Here is a 13,743-nt window from a genome sequence, read left to right on the forward strand (position 1 = left end):
CGGGACGCGATTACGAATGCGCGTAGATCGGGCCGAGGCCGGGCACATCGTCCTGCGCGCCGCGCGCGGCGTGGGCGTCGCGATGCGTCGAGCCCGCTTCCGACGATGCGCCCACGACGCCGCCGTACGAAGACGAGGCGGCTTGCGAAGGGGCCTGGACTGCCTCCACGCGCGCCAGCGCCGCCTCGATGTTGCTCGGGTATTGCGTATAGTCGGCTGCCGGGTTGTAGCCCGCGTGCTGCAACTGGACGAGTTCCGCGCGCACCTGGGCACGCGTGACAGGCTCGTTCGACTGGGCGAAAGAGAGAGCCGGGGCGGCGGCGAGAGCAGCGAGGGCGAAGAGCTTGAGGGCTTTCATGACATTCTCCAGAAGTGAGGTGGACAGCAATTTGAATCAAGGCTGATTCGGTTCGGCGCTAGCGGTGTATCGAGCTGGCGTAGAGGTATTTGAACGCCGCGATGTATCTACCGTGTTTGCGTTCAGGGCGCATTTGCATCCGAACGTGTCCGACTCGTGGGCAGATACATTGCGCTACAAAAACCTCTCAGGCACCGAACCGTGCAGCGCAAAGCAAACGCTGCCGAAGGCACGGCGGCGTTGTCTGCTTCGGGCGGCGCGATGCGCCGCTCATCCGAACGTGAAGCTGTAGACGTGCACGCCCGGGTCGAGGAAGCGGATCTCGAAGGTGCGATCCTCGATGGAGCCGGACTGGCGCACGAGCTGATACAGCCGCGCGCGGGTGGCGATGCCGGTGCCGTCCGCGGCGACATCGGCGCCATGCGCGGCGCCAGGCGGCGCGCCATCGATGCGAATGCGAAAACGCACGGGCTTGCCGTCGTCGCCCGGCGCGAGCACCAGATGCAGGTCGCGCGCATGGAAGCGATAGACGATGCCCGCCTGCGCCGCGCCTGCCACGGCCGACTCGGCGCCCACGTTCCACTGGCCGCCGAACGCCCACTGGTTCAAGCCGAGCTGCGCAGGCAACGTGTAGGCCGCGGCCGTATCGGGCTGGACGCGCCGCGGGTTGGCGTTGCCCTGCGCCTCGCGATACCCCACATAGGTTTCGCCCGAGCCGATGTCGCGCGGGTCCGCGGGGGCCAGCGCGCCGCTCGCCTGCTGCTGCGCCTGCGTTGCAGCCGCGGGCATCGCGCGGCCGTTGTCCGCCAGCAGCTGCCGGATCGCCTGCTCCGCCTGCGCATAGTCGCCCTCGCCGAAGTGGTGATAGCGGACCCGGCCCTCCGCGTCGACGAGATAGAACGCCGGCCAGTACTGGTTGCCGAAGGCTTGCCAGATGCGGTAGTCGCTGTCGACGGCGACGGGATAGCGAATCTTCAAGTCCGCCAGCGCGCGCTCGACGTTGCCCGCGTCGTGCTCGAAGCCGAATTCAGGCGTGTGCACGCCGATCACCACGAGGCCGTCAGTGCGATAGCGGTCGGCCCACGTCTTCAGATACGGCAAGGTTCGCAAACAGTTGATGCACGAGTAGGTCCAGAAGTTGACCAGCACGACCTTGCCGCGCAGCGCGTCTGGCGTGAGCGGCGCGGAATTGAGCCACGCGTTCGCGCCATCGAGCGTTGGCAGGCGGCCTTCCACCGGCAGCGCGGATGCGGGGGTCGGCATCGATATGCGAACGATCGGGGCGCGTTGCGCGGAAGCCTGAGCCTTCGCCGTTCTCGCCGCGGCAGACGTCGCAAGCAAACCGACGAGGCGCGATTCGACGCCATTAGTCGGCGCGCCCGGCACGAACGCGAGCAGGCGCGTGTCCACGCCCAGCGCGATCGCGCCGACGGTGAGAAGCACGAGCGCGCCCAACGCGCGTCGCACGTGCTCGCCAAGTCCCAGCGAGCGCTTGAGCGCGGCCATTGCGCGCTGACCGAGGGCCGCCACCACCGCGAGCGAGCTGGCGGCGCCCAAGGCATAGCCCGCGAGCGCGGCCCACGTCTGCCAGGTCACGCCATGCCGGGCCGCGCCGGTGAGGACGAGGCCGAGGATCGGCCCGGCGCAGGGCGCCCAGAGGAGCCCCGTCGCCGCGCCGAGCAGCACGGCGGAGCCGATGCGGCGCGACGCGCCATCGTCTAGCGAGCGCGTCATGAAACGGTCGGCGAGCGCCGTGAGCGGACCGGACAGACGCGTGGCCAGCGCGGGAAAGAGCAGCGCCGCGCCGAACACCGCGAACAGCGCGAGCGCGATATAGCGTCCATACTGGCTCAACTGCGCGGCGCCGTTCAGCCCAGCGGCGCCAAGCCCCGTCAGCAGCGCGAACGTGAGCGCGAGGCCGAGCAGCAACGGCAGGCGGCCGGTCAGGAAAGGCTGATCGGAGCGCGCGAACACGAATGGCACGACCGGCAGGATGCACGGGCTCAGGACGGTGAACGCACCGCCCACAAACGCGATGACGATGAGTAACATGAGTTCGGTCTCCAGACGAATGTCGGCGGACTTGCCATGTGCGGTATTGCAGCGCGCTCATGTATCGCGGGCATGTCTGGAATGCGTGCTTCATGCATCGTCATGTGTCACACGGAGGCGCAGACAAGGACGGATACGAACCGGACGCTGCGCTCTCGCGTCCGCACGATTTGTATCTCTTCGTATCGCGCCGCGGCCGCAACACATTACGTTGCAACAGTGCCGCCGCCGGGACACGAGCCAGATACGCGGAAGCGTTCCAATACGCTCGTGGTCCACACACGGAGAACACCTCATGAACTCTCGTCTCAAGATTGCCGCTGTAGCAATCGGCCTCGCCGCCTCCGCCGGCCTTGCCGCGTACGCCTCAAGCGAAGAGCCGCCCGGCGGCTCGGCCGCGCTGCAAACCGGCGCGCAGGCTCCCGACTTCACCGGCATCAATACCTGGCTCAACAGCCCGCCGCTCGATCTGAAACAACTGCACGGCAAGGTGGTGCTCGTCGACTTCTGGACCTTCGACTGCATCAACTGCGTGCATACGATCCCGCACATCAAGGAACTGGATGCGCGTTATCGCGACAAGGGACTCGTGGTGGTGGGCGTGCATACGCCCGAGTATTCGTTCGAGCGCGACACCGCGAACCTGAAAAAAGCGATCCAGAAATACGGGATTACGTACCCGGTCGCTCAGGACAATGGTTATGCGACGTGGAATGCGTACGGCAACCAGTATTGGCCGGCCGTCTATCTCATCGACCAGAACGGCAAGCTCGTTTATACCCACTTCGGCGAGGGGAAATACGAGCAGACCGAGCAGAAGATTCGCAGCCTGCTTGGCATTCAGGACAAGCAAGGATAATGGCGTCGCGCCGCCGCCCGTTGGCAAGGGCGGCGGCGGTCGTCACCCCATGTGTTGCCGGCAGCAGCACTGCCATTCAAAGATGGCGCGTTTCGCGAGGCGGATTACCCCAATCGTTCGCGAGACCATTGGCGTATGAAATCGGTGCGTTCAAGGCCTCGTTCAAGTCGAAGTCGTCGATGCACATGATGTTCACGTTGACGTACGGGTGGCCCGTTCCATTCGGCATATCGATCCGGTCGAACACATGCACGCCGCAGTGTTTGCAGAACGGATGATGGGCGACCGGGTTTTTCCCCTCGTATTGCATCAGTGCGCTTTCGCCTTCGAGCAGAACGAATGCTTCCGGACGAACCTGGACGAGCCAGAGCCGCAACTTGCCGCAGAAGCTGCAATTGCATTTGCCCGTGCCCTTGCTGAAATCGATCAGGGCTTCGAACTTCACCGACTGGCAATGGCAGCTTCCGCGGTATGTACGCTGCATGAGGTTCTCCCGATCCGTTTACACCCGGTTTTATGACGGTTGCTTGATTATGTCATCGATCGTGAATCAGGAGTCCTCTCATCACGCCCCTCTCACAGATGCGTGACCTGCAAAATCGCCTGCGCAAACTCCTTGGGCGCTTCCTGCGGAAGATTGTGGCCAATACCTCCGTCGATATTCCGGTGCAGATACTTGCCCGTAAACTTCTTCGCGTAAGCGGCGGGCGCCGGATGCGGCGCGCCATTGGCGTCGCCTTCGAGCGTGATGGTCGGCACCGTGATGGACGGCGCGGCGGCGAGACGCTGCTCGATGCTGTCGTACTTCGCTTCGCCCTGCACGAGCCCAAGCCGCCAGCGGTAGTTGGAAATCACGACCGCCACGTGGTCCGGATTCTGGAACGACGCGGCGCTGCGCTCGTAAGTGGCGTCGTCGAAGTTCCACTTTGGCGACGCGAGTTGCCAGATCAGTTTGTTGAAGGCGTCGCGATTCACGGCGTAGCCCTGCGCGCCGCGCTCGGTCGCGAAGTAGAACTGGTACCACCATTGCAACTCGGCCTGCGGCGGCAGCGGCTTGCGGTTGGCCTCCTGGCTGCCGATCAGATATCCGCTCACCGAAACGAGCCCTTTTACGCGCTCGGGCCACAGCGCAGCGATAATGTTCGCCGTACGCGCGCCCCAATCGTAGCCGCCGAATATCGCCTGATCGATCTTCAGCGCATCCATGAGCGCGACGATATCGATCGCCGTGACGGCCTGCTGGCCGTTACGCGCCGTGTCGGCCGAAAGAAAGCGCGTGCTGCCATAGCCGCGCAGATACGGCACGATCACGCGATAACCCGATGCGGCAAGCATCGGCGCAACCTCGACATAGCTATAGATGTCGTACGGCCAGCCATGCAGCAGGAATACCACCGGTCCATGCTTCGGTCCCGCTTCGGCATACCCCACGTTGAGCAGGCCCGCGTCGATCTGCTTGATCGCGCCGAACGATGCGCTACTGCCCGTGCGCGTGTTCCCTTCCGTGCCGCCTGACGACTGCGCGTGTGCGAGACCGCCGAATGCGAAGTCCGCGAGTGTGAGGCCTGCAAGCGAAGTGCCGAGAAGGCGACGACGCCGAACGTTGACCGGATCTGACATGACCACTTCTCCTTGTTGTGCATGCAGGCCGCGCCCTGACGGCTTGGCCTCGTTGATCCGCCAGCAAGCGCAAAGCGAGAGAATCGTTTTGAATCAGTCGAATCGCCTGAATCGCTCGATTGCGCGCTGGTGGCGGTGGGCAAAACGCCTCGGTGACTTTATACCTGAGCCGGGAAACCGCTTTGTATCCCAATGTGTCTCGTTCGGGCGCGGACACAAAGCGAATCAAAAAGCGTCTGCGCGATGCGAAGCGCGACAGGTTTGTATCGCCATGTATAGGCGCTGCGACGAGATACATACCCTTGCAAAACGCGGCGTTCATGAAACACGGCAGATACGTCCGGTGGTTGTAATGCATCAACGCCGGAACTTGCTGATGACCGGACGGATCAACCAAACCTTCTCTGGAGAACGCCATGAACGTATCGAAGCTCGCCCTCGCTTTCGCCGCCAGCGCCGCTTTTGTTGCAGCCGCGCCGGTTTTCGCAGCCATGCCCGCCCAGGCGAGCGCAGCGCAGGCCCCGGTTCAACAGACCCAAACCTGGACGCCTGCCAGCAACGCCGCAACCGCAAGAATCACGCGTGCACAGGTTCGTCAGGAACTGGTTCAGGCGCAGCACGACGGCCAGCTCGCCGCGATCCAGCAGCTGTATCGCGGCAGCTAATTCACGCCATCACGACATCCACCCTCAGGAGATAACCACCATGAATCAAGCAGAAAAAGTGCTGTACACCGGCAAGACTCACACCACCGGCGGCCGCGACGGCGCGGCGCGCAGCGACGACGGACGGCTCGACGTGAAGCTCTCGCCGCCCGGATCGAGTGCGCCGGGCACGAACCCGGAGCAGATGTTCGCGGCGGGCTGGTCGGCCTGCTTCATCGGCGCCATGGGCCGCGCGGCGGGCAAGATCGGCGCGAAGCTGCCCCGCGACGTGGCGGTGGACGCCGAAATCGACCTCATCAACAGCGACGACGCGTTCAAGCTGCGCGCGCGCCTGAATGTGCGCCTGCCCGGCATCGATCGCGAGACGGCGCAACGCATCGTCGAAGCCGCACATCAGCTGTGCCCGTATTCGAAGGCGACGCGCGGCAATATCGACGTCACGCTGGCAGTGATTGAAGCTTGAATGGCGGGCAGTAGAGAAAAAAGCGGGGATGGCTATTGGACGCCCCTATCGAGCCGATGATTGACTGGCTCGGTCCAACCGGTCATGCCCCGCGAATTGAACGCTCCGCTTGCGCCATCCGCAATCCTGGCAATCAAACACTGGATTCCTCTCGCTTCAACATTCGTCACGTGTACTTCCACATAGTCTGCGGTCAACCAGTCACGTCGACGGCGCACGTGGCTATCACACTGTGTGCTCGCACGCTCGCGCGATATCGAGGGTCTCGTGGTGGAATAATTCAGCAAGCGACTTGCGGTGCGTGACAATGAAAATTGCGGCATTCGGCAATCGTTCGGTCAGCAGATGATACAGATGCGCTTCGCTCTCGCTGTCGAGTGCACTCGTTGCTTCGTCGAGGAACACGTAGTCGGGCTTTTGTATCAGCACGCGCGCAGCAGCCAGCCGCTGTTGCTCGCCGGGAGAAAGAATGCGCCACCAGTTGGTGGACTCGTGCATTCGCTCGACGTAGTCCGCAAGCCGGCACAGATGCAGCGCCTCGCGGCATGCTGCGTCGCTGAAGTGGGTGTCCGGTGCCGGATACGTGAGCACACTCTTCAAGGTGCCAGCCGGCAGATAGCTCTGCTGCGGTATGAACATCGTGTGGGCGTTCACAGGTGCGTCGATCGAGCCGCTTCCGAACGGCCAGAGGCCAGCCAGCGCGCGCAACAGCGTGCTTTTCCCCGATCCGGATGGCCCGCGCACGAGCCAGCGCGACCCAGGCTTGACAGCAATGTCGCGCACGCTTGCGAGCGTCTCGCCGTTGGGCAGCGCAAGCGTGAGTTTGTGCGTGGTGAGCCGGCTCTCGTCGACGTAGTGCAAGTTGATGCCGCCATGCTCGGTAGCGGGCGACACGGATTCCTTCAGATGCGGTTGCTGCGCGACGCGCCTGAACTCGCACAGACGGTTGACCGTCGCGCGCCACTGCGCAAGCGTGTCGTAGTTGTTGATGAACCAGGAAAGCGATTCGCTGACCGAACCGAACGCATCGGCGATTTGCATCAATGTGCCGAAACTGAACACGCCCGCGAAATAACGCGGCGACGCCACCACGATCGGGAAGATGTCGGCAATCTGAGCGTAGAAGTTGAGCACAAAGCTGTAACGCCGCGTGTACTTCATCACGCGCCACCAGTTGTCGCGGATACGGCCGAACAGATCCTGGGCGATGCGCTCCTCGGCCCGCATGCCGTCGTAGAAAGCGATCTGCTCGGCGTTTTCCCGCACACGGATCAGGCCGAACCGGAAATCCGCCTCGACGCGCTGCATCTGGTAGTTGATCGACACGAGCGGATGAGCGACCTTGTTCGTCAGAACCGAGCCGGCAATCGCATAGAAAATGGCTGCCCACAGCATGTAGCCAGGGATCTCGACGGGCGTGCCGCCCATCACGACTGCCAGCGCGCCCCCGGTGATCCATAGGACAGTCGAGAACCAGACAAGTGTCTCGAGCGTGGAGAGCAGGTCGAGTGTGAGCGAAAGTGTGGTGGTGGCGAATGCCCCGAGGTCGACGGCGATCCGCTGATCAGGATTGTCGGTGAGCCGGTCGCGCTCCATGCGGTAGAAGGTTTTGTCTGCCAGCCATTCCTCCAGATAGCGTGTGGTCAGCCACTGGCGCCACCGGAAACCGAGCATCTGGCGTAGATAGCGGTTGTAGACGGAAATCGCGACGAACGCGAACGCGAGCGCGCTGAAAACCAGCATCAGCTGCGGGAATTCGCGCACGTTCCTGCCTTCCAGCGCGTTATAGAAGTCGCGGTTCCACGTGTTCAATCGGGCGTCGATGCCGACCAGAAGCAGGTCGAGGACGATGATCGTGATCAGCAGGCCCCACGCGGTTCGGCGTTCCTCGGAGACCCAGTACGGCCTGATCAGGCTCCAGGCTGAGATACTGTCTGGTTCCCTGGGCGCAGCGCCAGAAGGTGGATTGCTCATGAGCGCCTCTTAACGCGCGATGAAAGCGGACCGGGTGCACGGGGTAATTGTCCGATTTATGCATGCACGGCGGTCTCGCTGCAGCGTTTGCGCGCGCTTTCGCGCCCGATCGGATGCATCCGGCGGACATGATGATTGTAGGGTGCGACCGTTCCGTCCGCCCATGCCCCTCGCCTTGCCGAACGCCGGGGTAGCGGCGACTATCTGAATGGACCGAAGCGCCTGTCACCGAGCAGGGCCGCTATTCGCTATTGCGAGATCGACGGTCACACCAACCAGGGGCTAGGACGTTAGCTGTCAACCCGCATCACCAAGCCGGGTCTCCTGGGTTGGACTCTATGGTTCTTTCACCGCGCCGCGCCGCTTGCTGCTTTCCGGCTTGCTTCGCGCTTTCTCGCTTCGTGCCGCCGGCACCGCGTTAGCCGTGCGGCGCTTCCACGAGATTGCATGCCGCGCCACTGCGCCAGGCGTCCACATTGCGCAGCGTGGTCTGCGCAATCTCGCTCATCGCCTCGCGCGTGAAAAACGCCTGGTGGGACGTGACGATCACGTTCGGAAACATCAGGAGGCGCGCGAGCACGTCGTCCTGCAATGGCGCATCCGAGTGGTCCTCGAAGAACAGGCCACCCTCTTCCTCGTAGACATCGAGGCCGAGATGGCCCAACTGGCCGCTCTTGAGCGCGTCAACGAGCGCGCGGCTTTCCACGAGCCCCCCGCGGCCGGTGTTGATGAGCATGGCGCCGCGCTTCATTTTCGCGAGCGCCTCGCGATTGATCAAATGACGGGTCGCGGGCAGGAGCGGGCAATGAAGACTGACCACGTCTGATTGCGCAAGCAGGGTATCGAGCGGGACGTAACGCGCGCCGAGCGCAAGCAGGTCGGCGGCCGGCGTGCCCGGATCGTGCGCGAGCACCTGCATGCCGAATCCCGCCATGATGCGGGCGAAACAGCGGCCGATGATTCCCGTGCCGATCACGCCGACGGTCTTGCCATACAGGTCGAAACCGAGCAGCCCGGTCAGCGAGAAGTCGCCTTCGCGCGTGCGCGAGACGGCGCGCGGCAACTTGCGGTTGAGCGCGAGGATCAGCCCGACGGCATGCTCGGCCACGGCATGCGGCGAATAGGCGGGCACTCGCACTATCGTCATGCCAAGGCGTTGCGCCGCCGCAAGATCGACATGATTGAAGCCCGCCGAACGCAGTGCGACGAGGCGCGTGCCGCCCTTGTGGAGGCGCTCGAGCGTGGCGGCATCGACCGTATCGTTCACGAACGGACACACCACGTCGTAGCCGTCGGCGAGGACGGCAGTATCGGCATCGAGATGCGATTCCTGGAAGTGCAGTTCGTACCGGAACGCGGCGTTGGCTTCGGTGAACGGGTCGATGTCGTACTGGCGGGCGCTGAACAGGATCATGCGAGGGCGAGCGGAAGTGGGGGTCTGGGTTCCCGGCATGTTGACCTCATGCTGGCTGGATGAGAGGCGCGGTCGTGAGCGGACCGTAGCTGCGAGGACCCGAGAGTCCTGCACAGAAGAATTCTCATGTTACCTGCACGCACGCGCTTTTTCGCCAGCACGGTTGTCGGGCGCACGGCCAGACGCAGTGCGATATGAGATCGCGCCTTCGGGCAGCGTCGCGCCTTGCATTCTGGCCCGAGATCCTTATAATGATAAGGGTTATCCCTTAGGTAACTACCCCTAGTTAAGAGGAAATCATGGGTGCAATCGTCGAAAATGTGGCTCGAATCCTGGCTGGACTGCGTCGTCTCAGCGTCGAGGCGCTGAACCGGCACCTCGAATACTGCGAACTGCTCGCAGAGGCCCAGCGCCGCTGGTACTGATCCGCGCCTGAAAGCAGCAAGCGTCCCAGGCGGCCCGAGCCGGAGGACGAGTCGCAGTGTCCTGTGCCACGCGACGCTCAGCCAGATCTGGCTACCGACGTTCGCCCCCCACGCTCACGCGCGCACAGGAACCTTGCGGATGCAACGGTTCGACGCCGCCCACGTTGCTCATTGAGGCGTTCCGGTCGCCGTATTCGCCGTTATCCTCCGGGTACTGAATCAGGAGTCCGATGTTGTTGTCGAGGCTCTCCACCCTCCCCGCGTAGATTTCCATCTAGCGCGCCTGCGCCTTGCGCCCGTTTGCGCAAAGCGACGTTCGGCGTGAGGTTCTACCCGCTTCGCGGTCGGTTCGCGCTTTGCGCGGAAAGCGCCTAATCTTGACGTATCGGCTGTTGCCCCATCTGCGAATCGCAGCGCGCGCCAGCGTGCGCGGCCTACCGGACGTCGAGGACTCACGATGCGCGCTCATCGCCCCTCGCATGCCGCGGCGCACGAAGCGCCGCACTTTCATCCGCACCATCCGCTCGCGGCGCGGCTTGCCCGCGCTGTGTTGTGCGTCGCCCTGCTCCTCGCGTGGGCCGCACTGGCGGCAACTGCCGCGTTCGCGGCGGCAGGGCCGCCTGTCGTCGTCATGACCGTGAACGGCGCGATCGGGCCCGCGAGCGCCGATTTCATCGTCCGCTCGCTGGAGCACGCCGCGAACAAGCGAGCGCCACTCGCAATCCTCGAACTCGACACGCCTGGCGGCCTCGACACGTCGATGCGGCAGATCATCAAGGCGATTCTCGCCTCGCCCGTCCCGGTGGCGGCGTTCGTCGCCCCGGGCGGCGCGCGCGCCGCGAGCGCGGGCACCTATATCGTCTACGCAAGCCATTTCGCGGCCATGGCGCCCGGCACCAATCTCGGCGCGGCGTCGCCGGTCCAGCTCGGCGTGGGCGGTGCCGGCGGCCCGGCCGGTGGTCCGGGTGGCCCAGTCAGCGGCCCGGAGGCGGCCTCGGGCGCATCGTCCCCGCATGCCGACGACAACGCCACGACGGAAGCCCGCAAGGTCATGCACGACTCCGCCGCCTACATTCGCGGCCTCGCGCAATTGCGCGGGCGCAACGTCGCGTGGGGGGAGCGCGCGGTGCGCGAGGCGGTGAGCCTTTCGGACGAAGAAGCGCGCGACGCCCACGTGATCGACCTCATCGCTCGGGACCCGGCCGACCTCGCGCGCCAGCTCGACGGCCGCACCGTCACGACCACGGCGGGCACGCTGCGGCTCGCCACCGCGCACGCGCCGCTCGAAGTCGTCGCACCCGACTGGCGCAACCGCTTCCTCTCGATCATCGCCGATCCCAACGTCGCGCTGATCCTGCTGACGCTCGGCATTTACGGGCTCTTCTTCGAGTTCGCGAACCCCGGCTTCGTGCTGCCCGGCGTGGCCGGCGCGACCTGCTTGCTGGTCGGCCTGTTCGCCATGCAGCTGCTGCCCGTGAACTACGCGGGCCTCGGGCTCGTGCTGCTCGGTCTCGCGTGCCTGATCGCAGAGGCGTTTCTGCCGACGTTCGGCGTGCTCGGCTTCGGCGGCATCGTGGCCTTCGCGATTGGCGCGCTCATGCTGATTGACACCAGCGTGCCCGGCTACGGCATCCCGATACCGCTCATCGCGGGCCTCGCGCTGGGCGGTGCGGCCTTTGTGGCCACGGTATCCAGCGTCGCGCTGCGGGCGCGGCGGCGGCCCGTGGTGACCGGCGCGGAGGCCATGGTGGGCAGCATTGGCGAAGTCATCGACGAGGGCCTGCACCCCGATCCGCGGCCCGGCCACGCGGCGCTTTCCACGGGCTGGGCGCGCGTGCACGGCGAGCGCTGGCGCGTCGCCTGCGACGCGCCGCTCGGCGCCGGCAGCCGCGTACGCGTCACCGCGCGCAGCGGCCTCACGCTCACCGTCACGCCGCTTCACGACACGATATACAACAAGGGAGAACGTTCATGATCGGCTACACGTTCGGCTTCACAGGTCTTCTGATCGCGCTGGCGGTGCTGGTCGCTTTCTCGTCCATTCGCATCTTCAAGGAGTACGAGCGCGGCGTCGTGTTCATGCTCGGACGCTTCTGGAAGGTCAAGGGACCGGGCCTCGTGCTCATCATCCCCGCCGTGCAGGTGGCGGTGCGCATCGACTTGCGCACCGTGGTGTTCGACGTGCCTTCGCAGGATGTCATCACGCGCGACAACGTGTCGGTGAAGGTCAACGCGGTGGTCTATTTTCGCGTGGTGGACCCCGAAAAGGCCGTGATTCAGGTGGCGCGCTACATGGAGGCGACGAGCCAGCTCGCGCAAACCACGCTGCGCGCCGTGCTCGGCAAGCACGAGCTGGACGCCCTGCTCGCCGAGCGCGAGCAACTGAACGCCGACATCCAGAAGGTGCTGGATGCGCAAACCGACGCATGGGGCATCAAGGTGTCGAACGTGGAGATCAAGCACGTCGACCTCAACGAGACGATGATCCGCGCGATCGCACGCCAGGCCGAAGCCGAACGCGAGCGCCGCGCGAAGGTGATTCACGCCGAAGGCGAATTGCAGGCGTCCGAAAAATTGCTGCAGGCCGCGCAGTGCCTCGCGCGGCAGCCGCAGGCCATGCAGCTGCGCTATCTGCAGACGCTCACCACGATCGCCGCCGACAAGAACTCGACCATCGTCTTCCCGCTGCCGATCGAGCTGCTCAACGCGCTCACCGAGCGCGCGGGCATGCCACGCGAGCCTTGAGCGGCCAACGCGCGCTCCGTCCCTCGAGCGCCTTCGACAGCGCACTTGAATATTGCGCTGCAGCGTAACCTCGCGGCCGCCGATCCCGTCAGCGATACCGCCCCCCGGCACCCAACGGCCGTAGGTGCGCCGCATCGGAATCAGCGCCGCCTGCTTAAAAAGATCGCCGAAGCCCTACATCTCAAGATGACTTCGGAAGTTGATACCGTCAGCGATACCGGCATGTCAGGCTGACTGACTGAGCCGGCCGGCAGCTGGTCGGCCCTAACCGACGCTCGGCGATGGGTGGCTGTGCGCCGGCTGCAGGTTGGTTTGCTGCCGTTCGCGAACCAGCGTCGGCGAATGGCTTTCTCGCTGTCAATGAGGGGATCTTCTCGACCCAGAGCGGTCGGCCGCCCGGGATGCGATAAATGACCGCTTTATGGGCCGCTACGGTCTTCTGCACGAAGCGGATGGGGGCTTGGCTTCCCGGCGATGTTGGCCGCAGTCAGGGCCAGGAAGAGACGGCCATCGCCATGCCACGCGCGCAAGTCATCGAAGATGCGCCGCACTACCGCCTTTGCCACCCCTTGGTGCAGCCGCCGGCGTGCGCACGAACACCCGCAGCAGTTCATCCGTGTCGCCTGGCCGCGCGCCCGACCAGAACAGACGCCATTCGCCCGCCGGTGCACGCGCATTGTCGCGGCGGCTTTCTACGATCAGCCACGTGCACTCGGTGTTGCGCGTATCCGCGCTCGGCCGATGCTCGATGCCGGTATAGTAGTAGAGCATTGGCGCTTCGGATTCACCGAGTCCCGCACTGGCCATGCAGTCGCCGTCCTTCCATGCGATATTCATCTTCGCGCCCAACTCTTCGAACACCGAGCGATAGCTTTTCGCATAATCGAGCCACGGCAGCAGCAATGTGCTCACCAGTCCCCACGCGAGTATCACGCCCGCGCACCAGCTCAGCGCGCCGCGCCATTTGACGGTACGCCTGAGGAGCGGCAGCAGGCATAGCCAGCCGAACGTCATCAGCAGCGCGGCGGCGATTGGCACCGGTTTGACCGGCAGCACCCAGTCGAGCGGCAGCCATCGGCCGAGCAGATGCAGTTGGGCATGCGAGTTCGTCGGACTGCTCATGATCGACCAGATGCTCCAGCTGAGCGCCGCCGCGCTACCGAACAAT

Annotated in this window: 14 protein-coding genes and 1 pseudogene; 7 read left to right on the plus strand and 8 right to left on the minus strand. The window is 64.6% G+C overall.

Translation table 11 applies throughout. The features are described 5' to 3' along the window. Nucleotides 1-10: 10 nt before the first annotated feature. Together BMI01S_RS17055 and BMI01S_RS17060 are read right to left on the minus strand one after the other, a co-directional pair. On the minus strand, nt 11-358 hold the full coding sequence (locus BMI01S_RS17055) for a DUF4148 domain-containing protein (RefSeq protein ID WP_028230950.1): 348 nt from the start codon (nt 356-358) through the stop codon (nt 11-13). A gap of 270 nt (nt 359-628) precedes the next feature. Then, complete coding sequence (locus BMI01S_RS17060; RefSeq protein ID WP_028230951.1) at nt 629-2,410, minus strand: cytochrome c biogenesis protein DipZ; 1,782 nt, start codon at nt 2,408-2,410, stop codon at nt 629-631. A 295-nt stretch (nt 2,411-2,705) separates the two neighbouring features. Between BMI01S_RS17060 and BMI01S_RS17065 the strand changes: the two genes are divergently transcribed. Then, the gene (locus tag BMI01S_RS17065; RefSeq protein ID WP_028230952.1) at nt 2,706-3,269 is read left to right on the plus strand and encodes a thioredoxin family protein; all 564 of its coding nucleotides are present in this window, start codon (nt 2,706-2,708) and stop codon (nt 3,267-3,269) included. Between the two features lie 76 nt (nt 3,270-3,345). Here BMI01S_RS17065 and BMI01S_RS17070 read toward each other — a convergent pair whose 3' ends face one another. Both BMI01S_RS17070 and BMI01S_RS17075 read right to left on the minus strand, forming a co-directional pair. After that, on the minus strand, nt 3,346-3,753 hold the full coding sequence (locus tag BMI01S_RS17070; protein ID WP_028230953.1) for a GFA family protein: 408 nt from the start codon (nt 3,751-3,753) through the stop codon (nt 3,346-3,348). A 92-nt stretch (nt 3,754-3,845) separates the two neighbouring features. After that, a complete protein-coding gene (locus BMI01S_RS17075; RefSeq protein WP_028230954.1) occupies nt 3,846-4,889 on the minus strand; it encodes an alpha/beta fold hydrolase in 1,044 nt (347 codons plus the stop codon). Nucleotides 4,890-5,305: 416 nt separating this feature from the next. Here BMI01S_RS17075 and BMI01S_RS17080 point away from each other — a divergent pair, with 416 nt between their 5' ends. Together BMI01S_RS17080 and BMI01S_RS17085 are read left to right on the plus strand one after the other, a co-directional pair. After that, complete coding sequence (locus tag BMI01S_RS17080; protein WP_028230955.1) at nt 5,306-5,554, plus strand: DUF4148 domain-containing protein; 249 nt, start codon at nt 5,306-5,308, stop codon at nt 5,552-5,554. Between the two features lie 40 nt (nt 5,555-5,594). Further along, nucleotides 5,595-6,017 (plus strand): organic hydroperoxide resistance protein, encoded by a 423-nt coding sequence (locus BMI01S_RS17085; protein WP_028230956.1) that lies wholly within the window; start codon nt 5,595-5,597, stop codon nt 6,015-6,017. A 225-nt stretch (nt 6,018-6,242) separates the two neighbouring features. Here BMI01S_RS17085 and BMI01S_RS17090 read toward each other — a convergent pair whose 3' ends face one another. Together BMI01S_RS17090 and BMI01S_RS17095 are read right to left on the minus strand one after the other, a co-directional pair. Continuing rightward, nucleotides 6,243-7,991 (minus strand): ABC transporter ATP-binding protein/permease, encoded by a 1,749-nt coding sequence (locus tag BMI01S_RS17090; protein ID WP_028230957.1) that lies wholly within the window; start codon nt 7,989-7,991, stop codon nt 6,243-6,245. A gap of 418 nt (nt 7,992-8,409) precedes the next feature. Beyond that, on the minus strand, nt 8,410-9,444 hold the full coding sequence (locus BMI01S_RS17095; protein ID WP_042289953.1) for a 2-hydroxyacid dehydrogenase: 1,035 nt from the start codon (nt 9,442-9,444) through the stop codon (nt 8,410-8,412). Between the two features lie 260 nt (nt 9,445-9,704). Between BMI01S_RS17095 and BMI01S_RS43030 the strand changes: the two genes are divergently transcribed. Beyond that, nucleotides 9,705-9,830, plus strand: coding sequence for a hypothetical protein (locus BMI01S_RS43030; protein ID WP_255217806.1), 126 nt, complete (start codon nt 9,705-9,707; stop codon nt 9,828-9,830). Nucleotides 9,831-9,921: 91 nt separating this feature from the next. Here BMI01S_RS43030 and BMI01S_RS41955 read toward each other — a convergent pair whose 3' ends face one another. Beyond that, nucleotides 9,922-10,104 (minus strand): hypothetical protein, encoded by a 183-nt coding sequence (locus tag BMI01S_RS41955; RefSeq protein ID WP_028230959.1) that lies wholly within the window; start codon nt 10,102-10,104, stop codon nt 9,922-9,924. A gap of 183 nt (nt 10,105-10,287) precedes the next feature. Here BMI01S_RS41955 and BMI01S_RS17105 point away from each other — a divergent pair, with 183 nt between their 5' ends. From BMI01S_RS17105 to BMI01S_RS40855, 3 genes are read left to right on the plus strand one after another with little or no spacing between them, the layout of a single operon-like run. After that, nucleotides 10,288-11,805 (plus strand): NfeD family protein, encoded by a 1,518-nt coding sequence (locus tag BMI01S_RS17105; protein ID WP_028230960.1) that lies wholly within the window; start codon nt 10,288-10,290, stop codon nt 11,803-11,805. Then, complete coding sequence (locus BMI01S_RS17110; RefSeq protein WP_028230961.1) at nt 11,802-12,575, plus strand: slipin family protein; 774 nt, start codon at nt 11,802-11,804, stop codon at nt 12,573-12,575. Before BMI01S_RS17105 ends, BMI01S_RS17110 begins: the two co-directional genes overlap by 4 nt. A 45-nt stretch (nt 12,576-12,620) precedes the next feature. Further along, nucleotides 12,621-12,809, plus strand: coding sequence for a hypothetical protein (locus BMI01S_RS40855; protein WP_154671240.1), 189 nt, complete (start codon nt 12,621-12,623; stop codon nt 12,807-12,809). A 297-nt stretch (nt 12,810-13,106) separates the two neighbouring features. Here the strand turns inward: BMI01S_RS40855 and BMI01S_RS17115 are convergent. Beyond that, nucleotides 13,107-13,743: pseudogene (locus tag BMI01S_RS17115) on the minus strand (glycosyl transferase); the annotation flags it as partial.

Source organism: Paraburkholderia mimosarum LMG 23256 = NBRC 106338 (assembly GCF_000739815.1).
GTDB classification, from domain to species: Bacteria; Pseudomonadota; Gammaproteobacteria; order Burkholderiales; family Burkholderiaceae; genus Paraburkholderia; species Paraburkholderia mimosarum.

Excerpts from the sequence above, each read along its gene's own strand:
- BMI01S_RS17055 (WP_028230950.1), bottom strand. The coding sequence starts at position 358 with ATGAAAGCCCTCAAGCTCTTCGCCCTCGCTGCTCTCGCCGCCGCCCCG.
- BMI01S_RS17060 (WP_028230951.1), bottom strand. The coding sequence starts at position 2,410 with ATGTTACTCATCGTCATCGCGTTTGTGGGCGGTGCGTTCACCGTCCTG.
- BMI01S_RS17065 (WP_028230952.1), top strand. The coding sequence starts at position 2,706 with ATGAACTCTCGTCTCAAGATTGCCGCTGTAGCAATCGGCCTCGCCGCC.
- BMI01S_RS17070 (WP_028230953.1), bottom strand. The coding sequence starts at position 3,753 with ATGCAGCGTACATACCGCGGAAGCTGCCATTGCCAGTCGGTGAAGTTC.
- BMI01S_RS17075 (WP_028230954.1), bottom strand. The coding sequence starts at position 4,889 with ATGTCAGATCCGGTCAACGTTCGGCGTCGTCGCCTTCTCGGCACTTCG.
- BMI01S_RS17080 (WP_028230955.1), top strand. The coding sequence starts at position 5,306 with ATGAACGTATCGAAGCTCGCCCTCGCTTTCGCCGCCAGCGCCGCTTTT.
- BMI01S_RS17085 (WP_028230956.1), top strand. The coding sequence starts at position 5,595 with ATGAATCAAGCAGAAAAAGTGCTGTACACCGGCAAGACTCACACCACC.
- BMI01S_RS17090 (WP_028230957.1), bottom strand. The coding sequence starts at position 7,991 with ATGAGCAATCCACCTTCTGGCGCTGCGCCCAGGGAACCAGACAGTATC.
- BMI01S_RS17095 (WP_042289953.1), bottom strand. The coding sequence starts at position 9,444 with ATGCCGGGAACCCAGACCCCCACTTCCGCTCGCCCTCGCATGATCCTG.
- BMI01S_RS43030 (WP_255217806.1), top strand. The coding sequence starts at position 9,705 with ATGGGTGCAATCGTCGAAAATGTGGCTCGAATCCTGGCTGGACTGCGT.
- BMI01S_RS41955 (WP_028230959.1), bottom strand. The coding sequence starts at position 10,104 with ATGGAAATCTACGCGGGGAGGGTGGAGAGCCTCGACAACAACATCGGA.
- BMI01S_RS17105 (WP_028230960.1), top strand. The coding sequence starts at position 10,288 with ATGCGCGCTCATCGCCCCTCGCATGCCGCGGCGCACGAAGCGCCGCAC.
- BMI01S_RS17110 (WP_028230961.1), top strand. The coding sequence starts at position 11,802 with ATGATCGGCTACACGTTCGGCTTCACAGGTCTTCTGATCGCGCTGGCG.